This is a genomic window from Romboutsia faecis (assembly GCF_014323405.1).
Taxonomy (GTDB): Bacteria; Bacillota; Clostridia; order Peptostreptococcales; family Peptostreptococcaceae; genus Romboutsia_E; species Romboutsia_E faecis.
Genome location: NZ_JACRWE010000003.1, coordinates 300,026 through 325,220, shown reverse-complemented (window position 1 = coordinate 325,220; position 25,195 = coordinate 300,026). Strand labels below are relative to the sequence as shown.

General features: G+C 27.0%; 22 protein-coding genes. 17 read left to right on the top strand and 5 right to left on the bottom strand.

The genetic code is table 11. The features are described from left to right. The first annotated feature begins 10 nt into the window (after positions 1-10). The 4 genes from H8923_RS08065 to H8923_RS08050 all read left to right on the top strand — a co-directional run bounded on the left by H8923_RS08065 (position 11) and on the right by H8923_RS08050 (position 7,561). Positions 11-1,471, top strand: coding sequence for an NAD(P)/FAD-dependent oxidoreductase (locus tag H8923_RS08065; protein WP_153926253.1), 1,461 nt, complete (start codon positions 11-13; stop codon positions 1,469-1,471). Then, on the top strand, positions 1,461-2,705 hold the full coding sequence (locus H8923_RS08060) for an NAD(P)/FAD-dependent oxidoreductase (RefSeq protein ID WP_153926252.1): 1,245 nt from the start codon (positions 1,461-1,463) through the stop codon (positions 2,703-2,705). The genes H8923_RS08065 and H8923_RS08060 overlap by 11 nt, the downstream gene beginning before the upstream one ends. 1 nt (position 2,706) lies before the next feature. Beyond that, complete coding sequence (locus H8923_RS08055) at positions 2,707-3,063, top strand: DUF1667 domain-containing protein (protein WP_153926251.1); 357 nt, start codon at positions 2,707-2,709, stop codon at positions 3,061-3,063. Between the two features lie 169 nt (positions 3,064-3,232). After that, positions 3,233-7,561, top strand: a complete 4,329-nt coding sequence (locus H8923_RS08050) for a 2-hydroxyacyl-CoA dehydratase (RefSeq protein ID WP_153926250.1) — start codon at positions 3,233-3,235, stop codon at positions 7,559-7,561. Between the two features lie 52 nt (positions 7,562-7,613). On the opposite strand, the gene H8923_RS08045 is transcribed toward H8923_RS08050, so the two are convergent. Beyond that, positions 7,614-8,024, bottom strand: a complete 411-nt coding sequence (locus H8923_RS08045; RefSeq protein ID WP_153926249.1) for a hypothetical protein — start codon at positions 8,022-8,024, stop codon at positions 7,614-7,616. A 203-nt stretch (positions 8,025-8,227) separates the two neighbouring features. Continuing rightward, entirely contained in the window at positions 8,228-9,442 is a 1,215-nt protein-coding gene (locus H8923_RS08040) for a cation:proton antiporter (RefSeq protein ID WP_153926248.1), read from the bottom strand. A 284-nt stretch (positions 9,443-9,726) separates the two neighbouring features. Between H8923_RS08040 and ymfI the strand changes: the two genes are divergently transcribed. After that, positions 9,727-10,464 (top strand): elongation factor P 5-aminopentanone reductase, encoded by a 738-nt coding sequence (gene ymfI / locus H8923_RS08035; RefSeq protein ID WP_153926247.1) that lies wholly within the window; start codon positions 9,727-9,729, stop codon positions 10,462-10,464. Between the two features lie 54 nt (positions 10,465-10,518). On the opposite strand, the gene H8923_RS08030 is transcribed toward ymfI, so the two are convergent. Beyond that, a complete protein-coding gene (locus H8923_RS08030; protein WP_153926246.1) occupies positions 10,519-10,716 on the bottom strand; it encodes a hypothetical protein in 198 nt (65 codons plus the stop codon). Between the two features lie 586 nt (positions 10,717-11,302). Here H8923_RS08030 and clpB point away from each other — a divergent pair. Beyond that, positions 11,303-13,900 carry an ATP-dependent chaperone ClpB gene (clpB, locus tag H8923_RS08025; RefSeq protein ID WP_153926245.1) on the top strand — a complete coding sequence of 866 codons (2,598 nt, stop codon included), beginning with the start codon at positions 11,303-11,305 and terminating at the stop codon, positions 13,898-13,900. Between the two features lie 152 nt (positions 13,901-14,052). Here the strand turns inward: clpB and H8923_RS08020 are convergent, their stop codons facing one another. After that, a complete protein-coding gene (locus tag H8923_RS08020) occupies positions 14,053-14,904 on the bottom strand; it encodes a YitT family protein (protein ID WP_153926244.1) in 852 nt (283 codons plus the stop codon). A 245-nt stretch (positions 14,905-15,149) separates the two neighbouring features. Between H8923_RS08020 and H8923_RS08015 the strand changes: the two genes are divergently transcribed. The 7 genes from H8923_RS08015 (at position 15,150) to H8923_RS07985 (ending at position 20,639) form a co-directional block, all read left to right on the top strand. Next, positions 15,150-15,791, top strand: coding sequence for a histidine phosphatase family protein (locus H8923_RS08015; RefSeq protein WP_153926243.1), 642 nt, complete (start codon positions 15,150-15,152; stop codon positions 15,789-15,791). Positions 15,792-15,802: 11 nt separating this feature from the next. Then, complete coding sequence (locus H8923_RS08010; RefSeq protein WP_153926242.1) at positions 15,803-17,014, top strand: BaiN/RdsA family NAD(P)/FAD-dependent oxidoreductase; 1,212 nt, start codon at positions 15,803-15,805, stop codon at positions 17,012-17,014. Between the two features lie 9 nt (positions 17,015-17,023). Further along, positions 17,024-17,389, top strand: a complete 366-nt coding sequence (aroH, locus tag H8923_RS08005; RefSeq protein WP_153926241.1) for a chorismate mutase — start codon at positions 17,024-17,026, stop codon at positions 17,387-17,389. A gap of 25 nt (positions 17,390-17,414) precedes the next feature. Next, a complete protein-coding gene (gene cmk, locus H8923_RS08000) occupies positions 17,415-18,065 on the top strand; it encodes a (d)CMP kinase (protein ID WP_153926240.1) in 651 nt (216 codons plus the stop codon). A gap of 18 nt (positions 18,066-18,083) precedes the next feature. Further along, positions 18,084-18,680 (top strand): lysophospholipid acyltransferase family protein, encoded by a 597-nt coding sequence (locus tag H8923_RS07995; RefSeq protein WP_153926239.1) that lies wholly within the window; start codon positions 18,084-18,086, stop codon positions 18,678-18,680. Positions 18,681-18,691: 11 nt separating this feature from the next. Next, on the top strand, positions 18,692-19,531 hold the full coding sequence (locus H8923_RS07990; protein ID WP_153926238.1) for a 4-hydroxy-3-methylbut-2-enyl diphosphate reductase: 840 nt from the start codon (positions 18,692-18,694) through the stop codon (positions 19,529-19,531). Between the two features lie 151 nt (positions 19,532-19,682). Further along, positions 19,683-20,639, top strand: a complete 957-nt coding sequence (locus H8923_RS07985; RefSeq protein ID WP_153926237.1) for a magnesium transporter CorA family protein — start codon at positions 19,683-19,685, stop codon at positions 20,637-20,639. A 293-nt stretch (positions 20,640-20,932) separates the two neighbouring features. Here the strand turns inward: H8923_RS07985 and H8923_RS07980 are convergent, their stop codons facing one another. Then, positions 20,933-22,048: a tyrosine-type recombinase/integrase gene (locus tag H8923_RS07980; protein WP_153926236.1), complete on the bottom strand. Its 1,116-nt coding sequence runs from the start codon at positions 22,046-22,048 to the stop codon at positions 20,933-20,935. Between the two features lie 275 nt (positions 22,049-22,323). On the opposite strand from H8923_RS07980, the gene H8923_RS07975 reads away from it, so the two are divergent. The 4 genes from H8923_RS07975 (at position 22,324) to trmB (ending at position 25,161) form a co-directional block, all read left to right on the top strand. Continuing rightward, positions 22,324-22,902: a GNAT family N-acetyltransferase gene (locus tag H8923_RS07975; RefSeq protein ID WP_153926235.1), complete on the top strand. Its 579-nt coding sequence runs from the start codon at positions 22,324-22,326 to the stop codon at positions 22,900-22,902. A gap of 13 nt (positions 22,903-22,915) precedes the next feature. Further along, positions 22,916-23,980 carry a leucine-rich repeat domain-containing protein gene (locus H8923_RS07970; RefSeq protein WP_153926234.1) on the top strand — a complete coding sequence of 355 codons (1,065 nt, stop codon included), beginning with the start codon at positions 22,916-22,918 and terminating at the stop codon, positions 23,978-23,980. 138 nt (positions 23,981-24,118) lie between these two features. Further along, complete coding sequence (locus tag H8923_RS07965; RefSeq protein WP_153926233.1) at positions 24,119-24,442, top strand: iron-sulfur cluster biosynthesis family protein; 324 nt, start codon at positions 24,119-24,121, stop codon at positions 24,440-24,442. 74 nt (positions 24,443-24,516) lie between these two features. After that, positions 24,517-25,161: a tRNA (guanosine(46)-N7)-methyltransferase TrmB gene (gene trmB / locus H8923_RS07960; RefSeq protein ID WP_153926232.1), complete on the top strand. Its 645-nt coding sequence runs from the start codon at positions 24,517-24,519 to the stop codon at positions 25,159-25,161. Positions 25,162-25,195: the final 34 nt, after the last annotated feature.

Genomic DNA, 25,195 nt, shown 5'->3' with positions numbered 1-25,195 from the left:
AGTGAAGTATATGTATGATATAGCTATTATAGGTGCAGGTATTGTTGGAAGTGCTATAGCAAGAGAGCTATCTAAATATAAATTAAATATAGTTGTACTTGAAAAAGGAGTAGAGGTTTGTCAAGGTACAACAAAATCAAACAGCGCTATAGTTCATGGTGGATATGATGCAAAAGAAGGTAGCCTAAAAGCAAAACTGAATGTTAGAGGTAATGAGTTATATCCAAAGTTATGTGAAGAATTAAGTGTTGATTTTAAACAGATTGGTTCATTAGTATTAGCATTTAGTGAAAAAGAACATCAACATATTGAATCCCTATATAAAAGAGGGATAAACAATAATTGTAAAGGATTAAAGATTTTAAGTAAGGAAGAAACTATAGCTTTGGAGCCAAATGTAAATGATAATGTAGTAAGCTCACTTCTTTGTGAAAGTGCAGGAATAGTTTGTCCATTTAATCTAAATGTTGCTCTTATGGAAAATGCTATTACAAATGGAGTAAATCTAAGTTTACAATCAGAAGTTATAGATATAGAAAAAGAAGATGACTACTTTAATATAAAAATATTAAATAAAGATAATATAAAAGCAAAATATGTAATAAATGCAGCAGGTGTTTATTCAGATAAAATAAATAATATGGTCGGTGGAGATGAGTATCATATTATAACTAGAAAAGGTGAATATAAGATTCTTGATAAATCAGAAGGTAAAATAGCAAATCACGTAATATTTCAATGCCCAACAGAAAAAGGAAAAGGTGTCCTTGTATCTAAAACAGTTCATGGTAATTTAATAATTGGTCCTAACGCTAATGAAGTAGAAGATAGGGAAGATAAGTCAACCACTAAAGAAGGTATAAACGAAATAGTTGAGAAATCAAAGAGAAGTATAAAAGATATAAACTTTAGAAAAACAATAACATCATTTGCAGGTCTAAGAGCAACTCCAAATACAGGAGATTTTTGTATATTTGCTTCAAAAATAGCTAAAAACTTTATAAATGTAGGTGGTATTGAATCACCTGGTCTTGTTTCATCTCCAGCTATAGCAGAATATGTAGTCCAAATATTAAAAGAAGAAGGATTAGATTTAATTGCCAATAAATATTTCAACCCTATAAGAAAAAAGGAAAAACCTTTCTCACATATGACTAAAGAAGAAAAATCAGAATTAATAAAAAAAGATGATAGATATAAAAAAATAATATGTAGATGCGAAAATGTAACAGAAGGAGAAATTATAGATGCAATCAATAGACCTTGTGGTGCAAGGACTGTTGATGGTGTAAAAAGAAGAGTCAGACCTGGTATGGGAAGATGTCAGGGAGGGTTTTGTGGACCTAGAGTAATAGAAATTTTATCAAGAGAATTAAATATACCAATAGAGGATATATTAAAAGATTATGAAAATTCTAAGGTAGTTGTTGGTAAAGTAAAAGAGATGAGGGGTGACACAGTTGAAATATAATGTTGTGGTTATAGGTGGTGGTCCTGCTGGTTTAGGAGCTGCAGTAGAAGCAAAGAGAAATGGAGCAAAATCTGTTCTTATAATTGAAAGAGATAGAGAACTTGGTGGAATACTTAATCAATGTATTCACAATGGTTTTGGTCTACATGAATTTAAAGAAGAATTAACAGGTCCAGAGTATGCTGGAAGATTTATAAAAATGGCGAAGGAAGAAAACATAGACTATCTGTTAAATACTATGGTTCTTAATATAACTGAAAATAAAACTATTGAAGCTTTAGGTGAAGAAGGTCTTTTAGATATAGAAGCTGACTCTATAGTTTTAGCTATGGGTTGTAGAGAAAGAACAAGGGGTGCTATAGATATCGCTGGTTATAGACCTGCTGGAGTATATACAGCAGGAGCAGCACAAAGACTTTGTAATATGGAAGGATATATGGTAGGTAAGGAAGTTGTAATATTTGGTTCGGGTGATATTGGTCTTATTATGGCACGACGTATGACTTTAGAAGGTGCTAAAGTAAAAGCAGTTATAGAACGTAAACCTCATTCAAGTGGACTTAATAGAAATATAGTCCAATGCTTAAATGATTATAATATTCCTTTAAAACTTACAACAACGATATCTTATATACATGGGAAAGAAAGAGTTAGCGGAGTTACAATTAACCAAGTAGATAAAAATAAAAATCCTATAAAAGGAACTGAAGAATTTATAAAATGTGATACAGTACTACTATCAGTAGGTCTTATACCTGAAAATGAACTTAGTGTAGATGCTGGAGTAAAGTTAGATAGAAAAACTAGTGGACCTATAGTAAATAATACTATGGAAACAAATATAGATGGAATCTTTGCTTGTGGTAATGTTGTTCATGTTCATGATTTAGTAGATTTTGTAACTAAAGAAAGTAAGATTGCTGGAAAAAATGCTGCTTTATATTCTTTAAACAACTTAAATACTAATGAAACTGTTAAAACTACACCTGGTGAAGGTATTGGATATATTGTGCCGCAAAATATAGATACAGAATATAATGATGATATTAATTTATTTATGAGAGTAAAAAGTGTATGTAAAGATAAAAAGATAGTTATAAGAGATGGCGATAAGATCATACTTGAAAAGAAAAGAAAGCATATGATTCCTTCAGAAATGGAAAGTATCAATATAAATAAAGAATTATTAAAACAAATTACAGGAAATATTTCTGTTAGTGTTGAGGAGGCTTAATATGACTGAATTAATATGTATAGTTTGTCCTGTAGGATGTCACTTAACAATAAACGAGAATGAAGAAGGTTTTAAAGTTGAGGGTAATACTTGTAAAAGAGGAGAAAAATATGCTATAGAAGAAATGACGAATCCAAAAAGAGTAATTACATCAACAGTTAAGCTTCAAAATTCATATTTACATCTTCTACCAGTTAAAACCGAAGATACAATACCAAAAGATATGATTTTTGAAATAATGGAGGAGTTAGATAAGATTGAAGTAAGTGCACCAATAAACGTAGGTGATATTATAGTAGAGAATATACTAGATACTGGTGTAAATGTAATAAGTACAAAAAATATAGAAGCTTGTTAAAATAAAAAGGAAGTAGCTATCTAATTATTTAGATAGCTACTTCCTTTTTATTAATTATAATTACTAATATTATTTACAAACATTTAATTAAATAACTTTCATTTATTTAATTTCCAATGAGTATAATAATTATATAGATTGCTATTCATTTAATATTGGGGGGAGGATTATGAACGAAGTTTACAATATTGGTGTAGATGTAGGCTCAACTACAGTAAAAGTAGTTGTCTTAAAAAATGATGAAGTTATATATAAAGAATATACAAGACATTATTCGGATGTGAAAAAATCAGTAGGAAATGTACTAAGAAATATCTATAAGAATTTAGGTAATATTAAAACTAGCATATTAATGACAGGTTCTGGAGGAATTGATATTTCAAATGATATAAATGTAAAATTTGTTCAAGAAGTAATAGCTAGTACTAAAGCTATTGAAACTTATAATCCTAATGTAGATGTTGTAATAGAATTAGGAGGAGAAGATGCTAAGATTACTTACTTAACTGGAGGAATAGATCAAAGGATGAATGGTATCTGTGCAGGGGGTACAGGAGCATTTATAGATCAAATGGCATCTTTACTGAAAACAAATGCTAATGGATTAAATGAACTAGCTAAAAATTATAATGTTATATACCCAATAGCATCAAGATGTGGTGTTTTTGCAAAAACAGATATTCAGCCACTTATAAATGATGGTGCTAGTAAGTGTGATGTAGCAATGAGTATTTTCAATGCAGTAGTGGTTCAAACTGTTAGTGTTTTATCTTGTGGAAGAGAAATTAAAGGAAAAGTTGCTTTCTTGGGAGGGCCTTTGTATTTTTTATCAGAACTAAGAAAAGCATTTATAATGAATTTAAAATTAAAAGAAGATGATATTATCTTTCCTCAAGATGCTCAGTTGTATGTTGCAATAGGAGCAGCAATACTATCCCAAGAAGAAAATACAATAGACTTAAGTAATCTAATAAATAAATTAGAAAAAAATAATAGCAATTTCAATACTAATCAAAAAGAGTTAGAGCCCTTATTTAATAATGAACAAGATTACAAAGATTTTATATATAGTCATGATAATAAAGTTAGTTATAAAGATATTACAACACATAAGGGAAGATGCTTTTTAGGTATAGATGCTGGTTCAACAACTACTAAGGCAACTTTAATTGATGAAGGGTCTAATATACTTTATTCATATTATGGTAGTAATGAAGGTAAGCCTTTAGAAGCTGCTATTTATATTTTAAAAGATATATACTCAAAACTACCTAAGGAAAGTAAAATAGTCTACTCAACTGTTACTGGATATGGAGAAGGGCTAATTCAAAAAGCTTTAAGTATTGATAAAGGAGAGATAGAAACAATTGCACATTATAAAGCAGCAAAGTATTTCGATCCTAATGTTGACTTTATATTAGACATTGGAGGACAAGATATGAAATGCTTAAAAATTAAAAATGGTGTAATTGATAGCATTATTTTAAATGAAGCTTGTTCTGCTGGATGTGGTTCTTTTTTAGAAACATTTGCACATTCACTTTCGATGACTATAGAAGAATTCTCACAAAAAGGTATATATTCTAAAGCTCCAATTGATTTAGGCTCTAAATGCACAGTTTTTATGAACTCCAAAGTTAAGCAAGCACAAAAAGAAGGTGCAAATATATCAGATATATCTGCAGGTCTATCTTATTCGGTAATAAAGAATGCTCTTTTTAAGGTTATAAAATTACATAACATTTCTGATATAGGAGAAAACATAGTGGTTCAAGGAGGGACTTTTTATAATAATTTAGTTCTTAGGGCATTTGAGAAACTTATTAACCATAAGGTTACTAGACCAAGTATTTGTGGGATTATGGGCGCTTATGGAGCTGCTTTAATCTCAAAAGAAGAATACAGAGAAGGGTATAAAAGTACTTTAGTAAACGAAAATGAAATTAAAAATATTAACTATACTTCAAGTGTACATAGATGTAAAGGTTGCTCTAATAAGTGTTTATTAACAATTAATGAATTTAATAATAATGAAAAATATATTTCTGGAAATAGATGTGAAACTGGAGAGCTACTTTATAATAATAAAAAAAGTAAAAGTAAAGAAGAATTAAATATATTTAAATATAAATATAATAAATTATTCAAATATAAACCTTTAAATATAGAAAATGCACCTAGGGGTGAAATAGGAATACCAAGAGTATTAAATATGTATGAAGATTATCCGTTTTGGTTCACATTTTTTACAGAACTTGGTTTCAAAGTTAGTATTTCAAATAGATCATCAAAGAAAATATATGAAAAAGGTATTAGTTCTATAGCTTCTGATACTGTTTGCTACCCAGCTAAACTTGTTCATGGTCATATAGAAAATTTAATAGAAAAGAATATTAAAAATATTTTTTATCCATCAGTAGTTTACGAGGTAGAAGAAGATAAAAACAGTGATAATCATTTTAATTGCCCCGTCGTGATTTCATACTCTGAAGTCATAAAAAATAATATGGAGAATTTAAAACGTAAAAATATAAATTTTATAAATCCATTTATTACCATTAACAATAAATCAAAGTTAAAAAAGGTTTTATATAAAGAATTTCAAAAATATTTTAATATAAAAAAAGATGAAATAGATAAAGCTGTAGATATTGCAACAAAAGAACAAGAAAGCTTTAAGCTAGATATTAGAAATGAAGGAGAAAGAGCATTAAAGCATATTAAAGAAAATAACTTAAAAGGAATTGTTTTATGTGGAAGACCATATCATTTAGATCCAGAAATAAATCATGGAATACCAGAGTTGATAAATTCTTTAGATATGGCAGTTTTGACAGAAGATTCTATATGTCATTTATCAAATCTAAAAAGACCTCTAAGAGTTGTTGACCAATGGGTATATCACTCTAGACTATACAAAGCCGCAGATGTAGTAAAAAATACAAATTATTTAGAATTAGTTCAATTAAATTCCTTTGGCTGTGGATTAGATGCTGTAACAGTTGATCAAGTACAAGAAATATTACAGGAAAAAGGAAAGATTTATACAGTAGTGAAAATAGATGAAGGAAATAATTTAGGTGCTGTTAAAATAAGACTACGTTCCTTAAAAGCGGCTATAAAAGAAAGAGAATTAAATAATATTAGAGTGGAAGATATAGAAGAAAAGAGAATTGAATATAAAAGAAGTCCAAAAGACCCATTAAAAAATACTATTTTAGTACCACAAATGTCCCCTATTCATTTTGAATTATTTGAAGAAGCTATTAATTTAAGTGATATAAACCTAAAAGTAATAAAAGACTTAAGTAAAGATGTTATAGATGAAGGATTAAAATATGTAAATAATGATGCTTGTTTTCCAGCTATTATAACAATAGGTCAATTAATAAAAGCTTTAAAATCAGGAGAATATGATTTAAATACAACCTCTGTTGCTATAACTCAAACTGGTGGAGGATGTAGAGCTACTAATTATATAGGATTTTTGAGAAAAGCAATAAAAGATGCAGGTTTTGAAAATGTGCCTGTGATTTCTCTAAATGTAAATGGACTTGATGGACTTAACATTACTAAAAAGATATCGCTTAAGCTTATTAATAGACTTTTTATGTCATGTATCTATGGTGACTTATTAATGAGAGTTCTTTATAAAGTAAGGCCTTATGAAAAGACTAAGGGGAGTGCAAATGAATTATATAGAAAATGGATGGATAATTGCAAAGATTCTTTAAAAGAATGCAACGTATCTAAATTTAAATATAATGTAAAAAAAATAATATATGATTTTGATAATTTAGAAATCTTAGATGTATCAAAGCCAAAAGTAGGTTTAGTTGGAGAAATATTAGTTAAGTTTCATCCTATAGCAAATAATAATTTAGTTGATATTATAGAAAATGAAGGTGCAGAAGCAGTAGTTCCAGATTTAACGAACTTCTTTCTTACATGTGCATATAATACAATTTTTAAAAATAAATATCTTGAAGGATCTTTTAGAAATAAATTTACTGGTATGTTTTTTATAAAAATAATAGATATGTATCAAAGCGTATATAAAAAAGAACTTGATAATAGTAATAGATTTACATCTCCAAAACATATTAAAGTTATGGCAGAAAACACTTCATCAGTAGTATCATTAGGAAACCAAACTGGAGAAGGCTGGTTGCTCACAGGTGAAATGATTGAATTAATACATGAAGGAATAAATAATATAATATGTATGCAACCATTTGGATGCTTACCAAATCATATTATTGGTAAAGGAAGTATCAAGGAGTTAAAAAGAATTCATAGCAATGTAAATATAATACCTATAGATTATGATCCATCAGCAAGTGAAGTTAATCAACTTAATCGTATTAAGCTAATGTTATCAAAGGCTTTTAAAACAATGGAAAATTCTAATAAGAATTCTGATGATGACATTAATATGCCTATTAATAAACCTAGAAAATACACTATTGATTTAGAAAATTTAAAAGTAAAAAACTAAAATAGTAATTAAAAAGCAGTATTCAATATATATGAACACTGCTTTTTAATTACTATTTTTCCATATAAATAAATTCAGTAATTTTTTTATCATTATCGTATCTCTCATTAAGTATTTTAATTAAAAATTCATCAGATTTAAAAGAGAATGTTTCTTCGAAAGACTTAAATTCAGATATAATATCCTCTTTTACTTCAGAAATATCATTAGTTACTTTAGTTACATTTTTAATTTCGACTTTTTCATTAAAGATTGGATTATATTTCAATTCGAATTTGTAAATTGATCTGCATTTAGAACATATAGCAATTACTTGAGAGGATAAACCTATAAGTTTACCATTTTCAGCATTTTCAATTGAACTAGAATGAGAATACAAAACCCTATATTTTTTAGAATTATCACATGTACATATTAACTCTTCTAATTCAGAGTTAAATATATATCTTGGAGTATATATCATAATTTTACCTCCTTTAAATAATTCATATTATTAATATAATTGTAGCACTGCATAAGATTAATTTCATCTAATGATTTAAAATAAAATTAACATAAATATAGGAATAAAATAATATATTTTAAATAGGAAATGGCACTTCTTACTACATAGAACAAATGTTCTTTGTGATAAGAAGTGCCATTTTAATAATAAAAGCTAGTAGATTATCTACTAGCATTTGTTTCAATAATAACTTTTTCTTTCTTTTTTCTAAAAGCAAGTTTTAGTAAAATAGGAGCAATTATAGTAGTTACAACAACGACAATTACTACAGGTCCAAGCATCGCTGTAGAAATTAACCCTAATGCCGCACCTTTACTAGCAACTATTAGAGCAACTTCACCTCTTGATACCATGCCTACTCCTATTTGATATGATTCTCTAGCTGAAAATTTACATAATCTTGCACCTATACCTGCACCTATTATCTTTGTTAAAACAGCTATTACTGTAAGTAATGCTGCAAAAATAACAATATTAAAATCCATTACTGGCAAAACTATTTTAAGTCCTATACTAGCAAAGAATACAGGTGATAATAATGCATAAGATACAATATTTAATCTATTAGAAATAAATTCTTTTCTATCTATATTAGATAAGACTAAACCTGCTATAAATGCACCTGTTATATCAGCTACATTGAATACCTCTTCAGATATATATGATAATAATAGACAGAATACAAATGAAGCGATTATAAATCTTCTTCTGTCTCGATTTTCATAATTTGACCATGCATTAAATATTTTATAAGATAAAACTCCTACGATTATAGCAAATATAAAGAATCCTGCTATCTTCATTAATACAAATCCAACCTTAACTGAAGTGTCTGTAAGGCTAGATATAACAGTTAATGCTATAATACCTAATATATCATCTATTATAGCTGCTCCTAATATTGCTGTACCAGCAGAAGTATTAAGTTTTCCCATTTCTTTTAATGTTTCTACTGTTATACTGACAGATGTAGCAGTTAATATAATACCTATAAATATGTTTTGTAAAAATACAGTCCCACTTGTACCTTCTGATAACTCTGGTATAGCATAAAAGTGAGCTATTGCGAACCCTCCTATTAAAGGAATAATTACTCCTAATAAAGCAATTATAAAAGATGCTTTACCAGTTTTTTTAAGTTCTTCTAAATCAGACTCCAAACCTGCATTGAACATCAATACAATTACACCAAGTTCTGATAACTGAATAATAAAATCAGTTTCGCTTAAAATATTAAGCATTGCTGGACCTAGAATTAATCCAGCTAATAATGCACCTACAACTTGTGGCATTTGAAATTTTCTTGTTATTAGACCTAAAACCTTTGTACTTAGTAGTATTAATGCTAAGTCTAATAAAAACTTATAAGATAACATTTTAACTCATCCCCTTTTTCCCCAACAGATATATATGATATAGGATACAAATATGTACTTTAATAGTTAGTCTAGTCTCATATGTTGACTTTGTCAACTTGTTTTTTATATATATTAATTAAACCATTCTAGAAGCATAAAATTTATTTAGATTTGTATAATATTTAATAATAAAAATCCTATCTACTTCAATATATTATTTTAATAATAAAATGTTAAAAGTCTTATAGTTTTGTTATAATAACATATATAATTTAAAATGATAAAACTAATAAGGAGTATATATGAATAAAAAAACAGTATTGATAACAGGAGCCTCTAGAGGTATTGGTAGAGCAATTGCTAAATTATTTGCTGAAAATAACTATAATGTTGTAATCAATTATAATAAATCAGAAAATGAAGCAAAAGAATTACAAAATTATTTAACTAATAAAGGATACTCTGCAAGAATTTTTAAAGCTGATGTGTCTAATGTAAATGAAGTTAATTCTTTAGTTAACTATACTATAGGACAATTTGAAAAAATTGATGTATTAATAAATAATGCAGGAATTAGTAAAACAAATTTATTTACAGATATAAGTTATGATGAATGGAACGAAATAATGAATGTAAATTTAAATGGAGTTTTTTATACAACAAAAAAAGCACTGCAATATATGCTTCCTGAAATGAGCGGAAAAATTATAAACATATCATCCATATGGGGAATGGTAGGAGGTTCTTTTGAAGTTCACTATTCAGCTTCTAAAGCAGCTATAATCGGCATGACAAAAGCTTTAGCGAAAGAATTAGGTCCATCTAATATAAATGTTAATTGTATAGCTCCTGGAGTAATAAAAACTGATATGTTAAATAATGTAAGTGATGATACATTAGATATACTAAAAGAAGAAACTCCACTTATGAAGCTAGGCTCACCAGAAGATATAGCTAAATGTGCGTTATTTTTAGCTAGTGAGGGAGGAGACTTCTTAACGGGACAAGTAATAAGTCCAAATGGTGGTTTTGTAATATAAATATTTGTATTTAAAAAGCTAGATGAGATATTAAATATTCCATCTAGCTTTTTATTAATCATTTCTATCTTCAATTCTCCTACCTTCAGGATATGGATTATTACTATTTACAACTCTAAAACCTACAATATTTGTAGTCTCACTATCTGTACTTTCTTCTATATCTAATGCATCTTTAATTTGGTGAAATTGGTCATCGTATTTATCTAAGATAAGCTCTTCAGTTTTTGTATTTATATTTTTATTTTTCATTTTTACCTCCTTAACTATATAAAAATAATATATAAATTAGGTTTATACTTTAATGAAATATATATTCAAAAAAATAAAACTTTGTTTGGTATAATTTATTATACTCTGGTTAATATATTACTAGTAGTTGATAACTACTTTCTATACTTACTATATAAAAGCTAGATTTATCTATCCTTTTAATAGCATTCTTTGGAGGTATAGAGTTTATGCTTAGGTAACTGTATATATGAAAAAATATACTATTAGCTATAATAAAAAGTATTTTGATTTACCTAACTTAATACTTGTGCTTAGCTTTGTTATCTTATACCAAAGAAAAGATAAATGCTAAATACACAAATTATAGTTAATAAAGCATAGGGAAAAAGAGTAGCCTATAAGTTATTCTTTTGTAAAAAGCATTAGATTTGAAAGTTAATTCAATCTAATGCTTTTTATTTTATGTAAGTGTATTATAATAAATTATGTAAGTTAAATTTAATATATAATAAATACTTATTAAGTTATTTTAATTTATTTTGGTAAATACTATAATAAAGTATCTATTACCTTTTGTACATAATTGAATTTGGAGGGATTTTAAATGGATGTAGAAAAAATGACGGTTAGAGTTCAAAAAAGTTTAAATGAAGCTTTTAATGAAGCAGTAAAACATCATAATCAACAGGTTGACACAATACATTTATTTTCTGCTTTAGTTAACCAAGAGGATGGGCTTATACCAAATATATTAGAAAAATTAAGTATATCAGTTGAATCACTAAAACATACTATAGATGCTGAATTAAATAAACTACCACAAATATATGGAGAAGGTGTAAGCTCTCAAGGAGTAACAGCTTCTAGACGTATTAATGAGGTATTACTTAAAGCTGAAAGTATATCTAAAGAATTTAATGATTCTTATATAAGTGTAGAGCATGTTATGCTTGCTATTTTGGATATGGAAACTAATTCTGTTGTTGGAAGAATATTAAAACAATATAATATAAATAAAAATGACTTCCTTAATGTATTATCACAAGTAAGAGGAAATCAAAGAGTTGAAACTCAAGACCCAGAAGGAACATATGAAGCTTTATCTAGATACGGAACAAATTTAGTTGATTTGGCTAAAAAACATAAGTTAGATCCAGTAATAGGTAGAGATGAAGAAATAAGAAGAGTTATAAGAATATTATCTAGAAGAACAAAAAATAATCCTGTTTTAATAGGAGAACCAGGTGTTGGTAAAACTGCTATAGTAGAAGGTTTAGCAGAAAGAATAGTTAGAGGAGATGTCCCAGAAGGATTAAAAGATAAAGTTATAATATCTTTAGATATGGGTGCATTAATAGCAGGAGCTAAATACAGGGGAGAATTTGAAGAAAGGCTAAAGGCTGTATTAAAAGAAGTTCAAGGTTCTGATGGGAAAATTATATTGTTTATAGATGAAATACACACTATTGTAGGTGCGGGTAAAACTGAAGGTTCTATGGATGCAGGTAACTTAATAAAACCAATGCTTGCTCGTGGTGAGTTAAATTGTATAGGAGCAACTACATTTGATGAATATAGACAGTATATAGAAAAAGATAAAGCTTTAGAAAGACGTTTCCAACCAGTAATTGCTGATGAGCCAACTGTTTCTGATACAGTATCCATCTTAAGAGGATTAAAAGAAAGATTTGAAATACATCATGGAGTAAGAATTCATGATAGTGCTATAGTTGCTGCTGCTAAACTATCTGATAGATATATTCAAGATAGATACCTACCAGATAAAGCAATCGACTTAATAGATGAAGCAGGAGCTATGATACGTAGTGAAATAGATTCTGTTCCAACTGATTTAGATATAGTAAGAAGAAAACTATTTACTTTAGAAACAGAAAGAGAAGCTTTATTAAAAGAAAATGATGATAAGAGTAAGCAAAGGCTTGAAAAAATAACTAAGGAAATAGCAGAGTTAAAATCAAAAAATGATGAAATGACAGCTAAATATGAAAAGGAAAAAGGTCAAATCCTTGAAATAAGAAACTTAAAGACTCAATTAGATGAAGCTAAGGGTAATGTTGAAAAATACGAAAGAGAATATGATTTTAACAAAGCAGCTGAAGTTAAATATGGTGTAATACCAAAATTAGAAGAACAAATCAAAGAGCGAGAAGAAAATATGCAAAAAAGCTATGAAAATGCTTTATTAAAAGAAGAAGTAACAGAAAATGAAATTTCTGAAATTGTGGCTAAATGGACAGGAATACCAGTAACTAAGCTTATGGAAGGTGAAAGAGAAAAGCTTCTTAAACTTGAAGATGACCTTCATAATAGAGTAATAGGTCAAGATGAAGCAGTAATTGCTGTAGCTAATGCTGTTATACGCGCAAGAGCAGGATTAAAAGATGAGAAAAAGCCTATAGGTTCATTTATATTCCTTGGACCTACAGGTGTAGGTAAGACTGAACTTGCTAAAACTCTTGCTAACAATTTATTCGATAGTGAAGATAATATTATTAGAATTGATATGTCTGAATATATGGAAAAACATGCTGTATCTAGACTTATCGGACCTCCTCCGGGTTATGTAGGCTATGAAGAAGGTGGGCAATTAACAGAAGCAGTAAGAAGAGCTCCATATTCAGTAATTTTATTTGATGAGATTGAAAAAGCTCATGAAGATGTATTTAACTTATTTTTACAAATATTAGATGATGGTAGACTTACAGATAATAAAGGTAAAACTGTAGACTTTAAGAACACTCTAATAATAATGACATCAAATATAGGTAGTAAGTATCTTCTAGAAGCTAAGAATGGTCATATAAGCGAACAAACAAAGGACCTTGTAATGAATGAAATGAAGCGTAGATTTAAGCCGGAATTTTTAAACAGGGTTGATGATATTATAATGTTTAAACCTCTTGCTCAAAATGAAATCAAGAGAATAATTGATATATTTATGAGTGATTTAAAAAGAAGATTACACGAAAAGAATATATCTGTTGAAGTTACTGATGCAGCAAAAGATATCATGGCAAAAGAAGGATACGATCCAGTTTATGGAGCAAGACCTCTAAAGAGATATATAGGAAATACTTTAGAGACTATGATTGCAAGAATGATAATAGCTGGCACTATATACAATGGGTGCACTATAGTAGTAGATGGTAAAGAAGACAACATAGATATTAAAGTAAAATAGAATATTCATTTATATTAAAAATATCTTAAGACTCATAGTTTTCATAACTTCATATTTAAAAATGAAATTTCTAACTAATCTTTTAAAAATATAAATCATACTAAAAAGAGCAATACTTATATTTTAAATTAAGTATTGCTCTTTTATTATGATTAAATAGGTTTGAATCCTTCTCCTAAAGCTTCAAATATATCAGTTATTATAATAAATGCATTTTCATCTATACTCTTAACTAATTTCTTTAAAGTAACAACTTCCTTTTTAGATACTACAACTAATAAAACATTCTTTTCTTTATTAGTATAAAAACCTTCACCTTTTAATATCGTAGCACCTCTTTCTAGTTCATCAGTAATCGATTGACCTATCTCTTCATACTTATCAGAAATTATTGTAAAGGAACTAGATGTATTTATACCTTCAACCATAATATCACTAACCTTTACAATTATATATAATGATATTGCAGAATAAAGTGCTATTTCAATATTTCTACTTACTATACCTGAAAATATAACAACAACTGCATCAGCACATCCCATTAACATTGGAACACTGAGATTAGGCATAAATTTATTAGCTAATAGTCCTATTAGATCAGTGCCTCCTGTACTACCATTTATTCTAAATATTAAACCAAGAGAAATCCCCATTATTATTGCACCTGAAATAGCAGATAATAAAACGTCATCTGTTATATGAATATTAGAAAAGTTTTCTGTAATTTTTAATGATGTTGTAAGGAATATTATACCTAGGACTGTTTTTAAGGAGTCCTTCTTACTTAATATCCTATATGCGAATAAAAATAGTGGAATATCTACACTTATATTTATTAACCAAATTGGTATGCCTGTTAAAGTACTTACTAATATAGATACACCAGTTAATCCACCTGGTGCTATATCATGAGGGTCGAAAAACATATTTATTGATATTGACATTAGGAAACAACCTATTAAAAGTACAAATATATCTGTAAATTTAAGTTTTGAATTCTTCATGTTATTGCACCTCCTATATAGATTTTTAAATATATTAACAATTTATACACTTCTATTATATTGACCTAATCTCCTTTAATATGTATATATAAGTAAATAATAAAATTATATAACATTAACTTAACCAATATATAAACTCATATACACCATATATTGCTTAAAAAATATCATTATTAAACAATATATGATATAATAAAAATTTGGTAATAGCTAAAAATAAAAAGAGAATAATTTAGGAGGATATTATGGCAAATACATTTTACATAGTAAGACATGGTGAAACTGATTGGAATATTCTTGGAAAGACTCAAGGACATGGTAACTCTAACCTTACAGAAAAAGGAATAGAGCAAGCTACAACATTGGCTAATAGTATGAGTAAATATCCAATAGATTATATATATTCTAGTGATTTAGGAAGAGCGATTGAAACTGCAAATATACTAGCAGATAAATTAAACTTAGATGTTAATAAGACTAATGCTTTAAGAGAAATGGGATTTGGTGTTTGGGAAGGCTTATTAATGGATGAAATTAAAGAGAACTATAGTGATATGTATAGTACTTGGAGAAATACACCTCATTTATTTAGTGTTCCTGGTGGAGAAACTCTTTCTATAATACAAGATAGAGTTGATGAATTTATAAAAGAAATAAATGAAAAATATGATAACAAACATATATTACTAGTTAGTCACTCAGTAACAGTAAGAGTTATACTTTTATCATGTTTAGGTTCTGGACTTGAGAATATATACAGAATAAAACAAGATAATACAGCACTTAATATTGTTGAGTTTAAAGATTATGGACCAGTGGTAATAAAAATGAATGATACTAGCCATTTTAAAACTAACTATACTGTAAATAAATCAGCATTAGAATAAGGAGAGTATTTATGTCAAAGGTTATAGTGATTGGTGGTGGCCCATCTGGTATGATGGCTGCTTTAACAGCCTCAAAAAATCATGAAGTAATATTAATAGAAAGAAACAATGAGTTAGGTAAAAAACTTAAGTTAACTGGTGGTGGAAGATGTAATATCACTAATAATAGAGATATAGATGAATTCTTTGATAAAGTAGTTAATAATAAGAAATTTTTATACAGTAGCTTTTATACATTTACAAATTCAGACTTATTAAATTATTTTAGCAGTAAAAACTTAGAATACAAAGTTGAGGAGTCTAATGACCATAAGGTTTATACGAAAAGTGATAAGGCAACTGAAGTAATAGATATACTAAAAGGTGATTTGATTCAAAATAATGTAAAGATAATGTATAATACAAAAGTAATCGATCTCATAGTCAACAATGATACCGTATCAGGTGTTATTACTGAAAATAATAAAAATATATATGCAGATAAAGTAATAATATCTACTGGTGGTAAAAGTTACGAAAGTACGGGTTCTGATGGATTAATGTATGATATACTTCAAAAGCATAATCATACGCTAAATAAATTATATCCTGCTCTTAGCCCACTAACTATAGAAGAAAGCTGGATAAAAAAATTACAAGGTATTGCTCTTCAAAAAGTAGAGATATCTTGCAAAATCAAAAAGAAAAAAATCTCTAAAATAGGAGATATGTTATTTGCTCACTTTGGAATAACAGGACCAGTTGTCTTAATAATGTCATCATATATAAATAAACTACTAGAAAACGATAAAGTGACTTTAACAATAGATTGTTTACCAAATGTTAGTATAGATGATTTATCTAAGGCACTAAGAGAAAATCCAAATAAAAATGTCTTAAATAACTTAAAAGGCCTATTACCTCAAAACTTTTTAAAAGGTATATTTGATGTTTTAGATTTAAGTGATAAAAAAACAAATGAATTATCTAAAAAAGATGAAAATAGAATAATTGAATATCTAAAAAATATGCAGCTTACATGTAATGGTAGTTTAGGTATTAAAGCTTCAATGGTAACTAGTGGAGGAATATCTGTTAAAGAAATTAATTCTTCAACTATGGAATCTAAAATAATAAAAAATTTATATCTTACAGGAGAAGTGATTGATATAGATGCTGAAACAGGAGGATATAATCTTCAAATAGCATTTTCAACAGGTTATCTTGCAGGATTAAGTGTATAGGTGGTAAATATGAGAGTTTTAGCAATTAGAGGTGCGACAACAGTATCTTATAATAAAAAAGAAGATATATTAAATGAGACAACTACACTTATAAATAAAATAATTATTAATAATAATTTGGAATCAGATGATATAATAAGTATGTGCTTTACTATGACAAAGGATTTAGATGCAGTGTACCCAGCGGTTGCTGTAAGAGAAAATTTAGGACTTGTTGATATACCTTTATTAAACTTTGAGGAAAAGTATATAGTTGGAAGTTTAGAAAAGTGTATAAGAGTAATGATGTACATAAATAGCGACAAGAATAAAAGTGATATAAAGCATGTTTATTTAAATAAGGCTGAAATACTCAGACCAGATTTATCAAAATAATAATTGTCAGAATAGGAGAAACAAAATGAATAACTTAGTAATAGCAGTAGATGGACCAGCAGGAGCTGGTAAAAGTACAATAGCTAAAATAATAGCTAAAAGATTGAATATAAATTATATAGATACAGGAGCAATGTATAGAGCTATAACTTATAAATGCTTAAAGAACAATATAGATATAAATAATGAAGAAGAAGTAGTAAGGATTGCTCAAAATACTGATATTGATTTTAGAGATAATAATCTTTACTTAGATAAAGAAATCGTAAATGAAGAAATAAGAACAATAGAAGTCAGTAACAATGTATCTAACGTTGCTAAGATAAAGGACGTTAGATACTTAATGGTAGATGTTCAAAGGGAAATAGGAGAAAGAAACTCTGTTATATTAGATGGTAGAGATATAGGTTCATATGTATTCCCTAATGCAGATTACAAATTCTATCTTATAGCTACACCTGAAGAAAGAGGAATAAGACGTTTCAAAGAACTTACAGAAAAAGGATATGATACATCTTTAGAAGAAATAATAAAAGACATAATAAAAAGAGATGAAATAGATTCAAACAGAGAGTTTGCTCCATTAGTAAAAGCAGAAGATGCTATAGAAATAGATACTACTGGAAAATCAATAGATGAAGTTGTTGATTACGTATTATCTAAAATAAATCTGTAATATTAAAGGGGATATAGAATGAATTTTTATAAATTTGTAATAAAAGTATTTAAAGTATTTTCTAAGATATTCTTTAAATACAGGGTTATTGGATCTGAAAATATACCAGATGAAGGAAATCTTGTAATAGCAGCTAATCATAAATCAAACTTAGACCCTATATTCATTGCAGCAGCAATTGAAAATAGAGAAGTTGCCGCTGTTGCTAAAAAAGAGTTATTTAAAATTAAACCATTAGCATATATATTAGAGAAATTAAATGTTATACCTATAAACAGAGAAAATCCAGATATATCTACTATAAAAAATATTTTAAAGAGTATAAAAAATGGGTATGTATTAGGTATCTTTCCTGAAGGAACAAGAATTAAAGAACCAGGATTTGGTGAAGCTAAGGCTGGTTTATCAATGTTCGCGATAAAAGGGAAAGCAATGGTAGTTCCTATATCTATAATATCTAATTACAAATTATTTAATAGGGTTACTATATATATAGATAAACCTATATCATTTGAAGAGTATTATAGAGAAAGACTTAATACAAAAGATTACGAAAGATTATCTCAAAATGTTCTAGAGGTAATAAAAGAGAACTATTATATAAATTCAAAATAGGGAGATATCATATGAAAGTTAAAATAGCTAATAATGCTGGTTTTTGCTTTGGTGTAAAAAGAGCTATGAATATGGCTTGGCATGAACTTGAAGAAAGAGAGAATGGAATATATGCTTTAGGACCACTAATTCATAATAAACAAGCTGTTTCAAAATATGAAGATAGAGGGCTTAAAACTGTTAATGAGTTAAATGATATTCCATCAAATGAAAGTGTAATAATAAGATCTCATGGAGTAGGTGAAGACATCTATATTCAATCAAAAAATAAAGGTATAAATGTTATAGATACAACTTGTCCATTTGTTAAAAAGATTCATAGCATTGCTAAAGAATATAGTGCAAAGGGCTATAAAATTATAGTAATAGGTGATAAAGATCATCCTGAAGTTATAGGTATAAATGGATGGTGTAATGAAGATGCAATTATAATTAAAACTCTTGATGAAATTGATCAATTAAATTTAGATGCTAATGAAAAATATTGTTTAGTATCACAAACTACTATTAATTTAGATTTATACAATTCTATAGTAGAAAAACTATCTGAAAGACTAAATGATATTGTTTTTAAAAATACAATCTGTTCAGCTACAAAAGAAAGACAATTTTCTGCTAAAGAGCTATCAAAAGAAGTGGATTGTATGATAGTAATAGGCGGTAAACACAGTTCAAATACACAAAAGCTAGTAAATATATGTAGAGGCATAGTTCCTACATTTGCAGTAGAAACAAAAGATGAGTTAGATATTAATGAATTAAAGAAGTTTAATATAATAGGAGTAACAGCAGGTGCATCTACTCCAGATTGGATAATTACCGAAGTTATAAACTTTATAGAATCTATATAGAAAAAGAGAAGCTAACACTTCTCTTTTTTGTACCCTTGATAAATTATAATAAGATAAGCAATGTATAGTGCAATATTTTAATCTAAAAGTATAAAAATATAGAAAAGTCATATATTAAATTAATAGAGGATAATTTTAAAAAGGTGATAAAATGAACATATTAGATTTAACTATAGATAAGCTATATAATAATACAAAGAGTGATTTTTTTCATAAAAGTAATTACTATCTTATATTATGTACACCAGAAGAGTTAAAAGAACTTAAAGATCCTTTAGAAATTGATGAAACTACTTTTGGAGAGTGTTTAGAATTCGATGATAGTATGAAATTAGATGTATTTGATAAATATGACTTTATAAGTTTAAATACATACAAGCTAGAAAATAAAAATCTTTATCTAGAAGAAATTAATATGTATCTTGCAGATCGTTTTATTCTTGTAGTTGTAAATAACGATAATTTTTTATATAAGTATATAAATGATGTAATTGAAAATAAGCATACATTAAGCAAAACTCCTATAGTATCATTGTATAAAATTAATTACCTTATCTTTAAAAAGATAATGTTGAATGGATTTGAAAATTTAGAGCTTGTAGAAGATATTATATTAGAGATGGAAGATAATATTATGAATGGAGTATACGATAATAATATATCAGATATTAATCATGTAAGAAGTTTAACTAGGACTATAGTAAAAAATACTCGACCTTTATTATATATAGGTGATAGAATCTTAAAGGAAAATATAAGATATATGAAAGCTTCAGATATAAAAAAACATAATATTGAAAATCTACAAGGGATAGATTTTGGAATAGATAAATTATATAGCTTTGCTATATCTACGAGAGAACTGGCAGATAAACTTTTAGATATATATTCTTCCCAAGTAACAGAAGAAACAAACTCTTTAATAACAAAGCTTACTATATTAACTGGTATTGCGTCTCCATTAACAATTATAACAGGTATTTATGGCATGAACTTTAAGTACATGCCTGAACTTAATTATCACTATGCATATCCAATTACAATTTTTTTTATGATTTTGATTATAGTTATAAGTTTACTGATTTTTAAAATTAAGAAAATACTATAAGTTTACATAATATTATATATGTAAACTTATAGTATTGATAATTAATTACTAATATTAATAAATATCATATGTAATTTATTTTTATTAATATTAATTGAGTTTATTATAAAAAATAGTTAGAATTTTTATCAAAATAAGCAAAATTGCTTAAATATCTATTTATTTACATTCTAAGTAAATTAATATCTGTAAATGATTAATCACTTACTGATGTTAATACAAATGCCTTAAAATCGATTTTAAAAGGTCGTTTTTCGCACTCATTTAAATTTGTTTACATTATTAATATTATGTTAACCTAACTTGAATAAACTTTCCGAAATCTTATTTGAAGCTTCTTTATCCATTTCTTTAAGAACATGAGAGTAAATATTTAATGTTGTATTAATATTCGAATGACCAACTCTTTCAGAAATTACCTTTATAGGAACTTTTGAATTTATAAGTAATGTTACATGTGAATGTCTTAGGTCATGAAATCTTATATGCTCTAAATTGTGCTTTTCTAAAAATCGGGAAAACTTTCTACTTAATACATCTTGTGCAATTGGATTTCCATTTTTATCGAAAAATATAAAGTTGTTATCTTTTCTTATAATGCCTTTTAGTTTTGATTCTAAACATTTGCGCTTGTGATCCTTTAACATGTTTATAATTTCAGTTGGAGCAGAGATAGTTCGAATAGAGGTATCTGTCTTAGGACTTTTAAGTATTACTTTACCATTAGAACGTACTGTTATTTTATCTATTGTTATAAGATTCTCATTAAAATCTATATTATCCCAAGTAAGACCTAGTATCTCGGATATTCTTAACCCTAAACCACTTGCTAGTGTAATAGGAAGTTCTAGCGATGTATCCTTGCTAATATTTAGAAGTTTAACCATATTTTCTTGGTTGTATATCTTATTTTTGAACTTTCTAGACTTAGGAATTTCAATATATTCTATAACATTTTCTCTTATTAACCTTAATCTATAAGCTCTTTTTAACGCTAAATTTAAAATGTTTATATGTATTTTAATTGTCTGTGGAGTTAATATTCCAACTAAATCATCTACATAGTTTTGTATATGTATAGGCCTTAAATCTTCTAATTTTATGTCTCCTAAGATAGGTATAATATATTTATTGCATATCCTGATATAACTATTATATGTAGTTATAGATAAGTTTTCTTTGTATTTTTCTAAGAAATCTAAAAGGTGTTTCTTTAAAGTGATAGCGCTTGGTGTTAGTAAATCATCCTTATATATTGTATCCTTTAACTCTGTTAACTTTTTATTTGCATCTCTTTTCTTTTCAAAAGAACCCATATTTTTCTGTTTTTTCTTGCCAGTTTCCGGATCTTTATATTCTAAATAAACTATATAATTCTTGCTTCTTTTTCTTATAAAAACAAAACTCATGTTGATTCTCCTTCTAATTAATATGTATATAAATGTATAAATATAAAATAAATTATCTAATTTTATAACTTAATTTTACCACAAATATAAAACAAAAAACAGATAAAAATTCTGACATAAAACTGACATAGAGTTGTTTTTGATTCTTAAAGTTATTGAAAATAGTCATTTTTTAAAAAATGGCATAAAAGTATATATTTTATGTTTTATGAACAGTTATATAACTAAAATCATAGTCTATATATATAATTAATATATAATAAAGGAGGTTAAGTATGTCTAATTTGACTTTTCCTCAAATGAAAATTATAGAAACAAAAAGGTGTATATTAAGACCAGTTACTATAGAAGATGCAAATGATATGTATGAGTATTATAGACAAGAGATAGTTGTAAAATATCTTCCTATGAACAAACACACATCAATATCAGATACAAAAAGATTTATTAAATCATTTTTTTTAGTCAATTATAGAAAAGGCTATATTGGTCAATTCGCAATTGTATATAAAGAAAATAATAAAACAATAGGTAACATAGGATTCAATAATATACCTATCAATTCCATTGAGGGTGAGATCGGAGTTTGTATAAACCCAAAATACTGGGGAACTAAGTTAATACCAGAGCTAACAACAGAAATACTTAAATTCGGATTTGAAGATTTACATTTAAAAAGAATATTTCTTGAAACCTACGAAGATAACGAGCACTCAAGAAGTTATCTAGACTCTTTAGGTTTTAACTGCCTAGGTAAATTTAAGAGAAAATTCCATTCAACTGGGTCAAAACCAATAACATGTTATAAATATGAAATATTAAGTAAAAATTACTTTAAAAATAAAAAAATATAAAGGAATGATTAATTTGGCAAAAGGTAAAGACGATAATTGGATAAATAAACACTTAAGGTTATCAATAGCCATGTCATGTAACAAATCAGAAGAAGAAATAACCAAACAATTCTTAGGCTCATTAAAAGAATTAAATTTATCAGATAAAAATATTAAACATTTAGATGGCTTGGAATTTGCAAAGAATTTAACTAACTTATTACTTAACAATAATAAAATAAAAGATACAAGCAAGCTATCTTACTTAAGAAGATTAACCAACTTAGAATTAAGTAATAATAGAATAGAAGATTTATCTTTCTTAACTAAATTAACCCAATTAAAAAGTATAAATTTAGATTTTAATAATTTATATACTATCCCTAATTTATCTGACTTAAAAGAATTAGCAGTAATAAACATTTCTAATAATAGTATTAATGATTTTTCCTTTGTTAGTACATTAACTAATAACGATGTTAAAATCATCGCATGTGACCAAATTGTATTGCAAAAACCTGTATTTGTTAATTATGGAGAAGATCATGTATTAGAACCTGTTATGTTATGGGATGAAGATAATTTGATTCATTATTATAATATACAAGTCACAGGTGATTACGAGGAATTACAGACAGACGAAAGACCATCAATATTATATTCTATTTCGAAAATTATACTTAGGAACATACGTTCTAATTGCATAATAAAAGCAGATTTCTACCATGAGGTCCCTTTTTTTAAGTCTGGACTATTAAGCGGAGTACTTATACAGCCATTAATAGTAAAGATTAGTAACTCTTCTTTTAATTTTGATAAAGATAGTTCTAACTTATACTCAATCTGTGGGAAAGTTGTGCTTAATAATACTGATATATTAAGTGATAAGATAATTACATTAATAGATTCAAATGGTAATAAATATCATAGTGTTACAGATAAAGATGGCACTTATAAATTTCATTCTTTAAAAGAGGATAGATATACACTTCTTTTCCCTTTTTTAAGTGAATACGATTATATAACACCAAGTCTATATGTTATAAATTTAAAAGATAAAAAGAAAATTAATATAGACGCTTTTGTATCTTCAAAATAATGTATTTGTAAATAAAGTGAATTATATTGAATTGTAATAATTAACACAATTAAAAAATTTTACTAAAATGTTTGATTATATACTCATATTGGGTATATAATATATATATTCTAAAGAAAAAAGAAAGGATCTGATTAAATGAAAGTAACTTTACCACAAACAGCAATTGATACTTTAAACAAGATAATAAGCGAAAATAATGATAAACCATCAAGCATAAGAATATACTTTGCAGGATTTGGTTGTAGCGGACCTTCTTTCGGTCTTGCTTTAGATGAGCAAAATTCATCTGACGTAACATTCGATACTGATGGGCTACACTTTATAATGGATCAAGCTGAATTCGCTCAATACGGAGATGTTACAATAGAAGATACTGGATATGGATTCAGAATCATTGTCGAAAACATGCCTGAAGGTGGAGGCGGTTGTGGCGGAGGATGCTCTGGCTGCGATTGTTAATTCTAATATAGAGTATTAGCTTAGCTAGTACTCTATATTTTTTATTCTTAAATAAACAACTAAGGAGATCAATTATGAGAAGAAGAAGAAAAAAAGGATCTGATGAAAAATTACTAAGTTTCACAGATTATGTAATAAAAGATGATGTAGATAGCTTAAAAGGAAAATGGAATACAAAATTCGAAAACAACAACCCTATACATGTAGAATTTGGTACAGGTAGAGGTAAATTTATAACAACTCATGCTAAAAATAATCCAGATATAAACTATATCGCTATGGAAATAAAAGAAGAAGTATTACTAAAAGCTGTAGAAAAAGCACATGAAGCTAATTTAAATAACATTCTTTTTGTATGGGGTAATGTAAATAATATATTAGATTACTTTGAAGAAAAGGAAATAAGTAGGGTATATGTTAACTTCTGTGATCCATGGCCTAAAAAAAGGTGGGCTAAAAGAAGATTAACTCATAGTAGTTTCTTAGGAAAATACAATACTATACTAAAGGATGATGGAGAGTTACATTTTAAGACAGATAATAAAGATTTATTTGAATTTAGTTTAAATGAAATAGCAGCTAGTGACTGGTTATTAAAAAATATCTCTTTAGATTTAGCTAAAAATACAGAAATAGAAAATATTACTACAGAATACGAAGATAAATTCATGTCACAAGGTTTACAAATATATAGATGTGAAGCTAAAAAACGTAAATAAGCATAAGTTAATTTATTAATTATAATACCTTAAA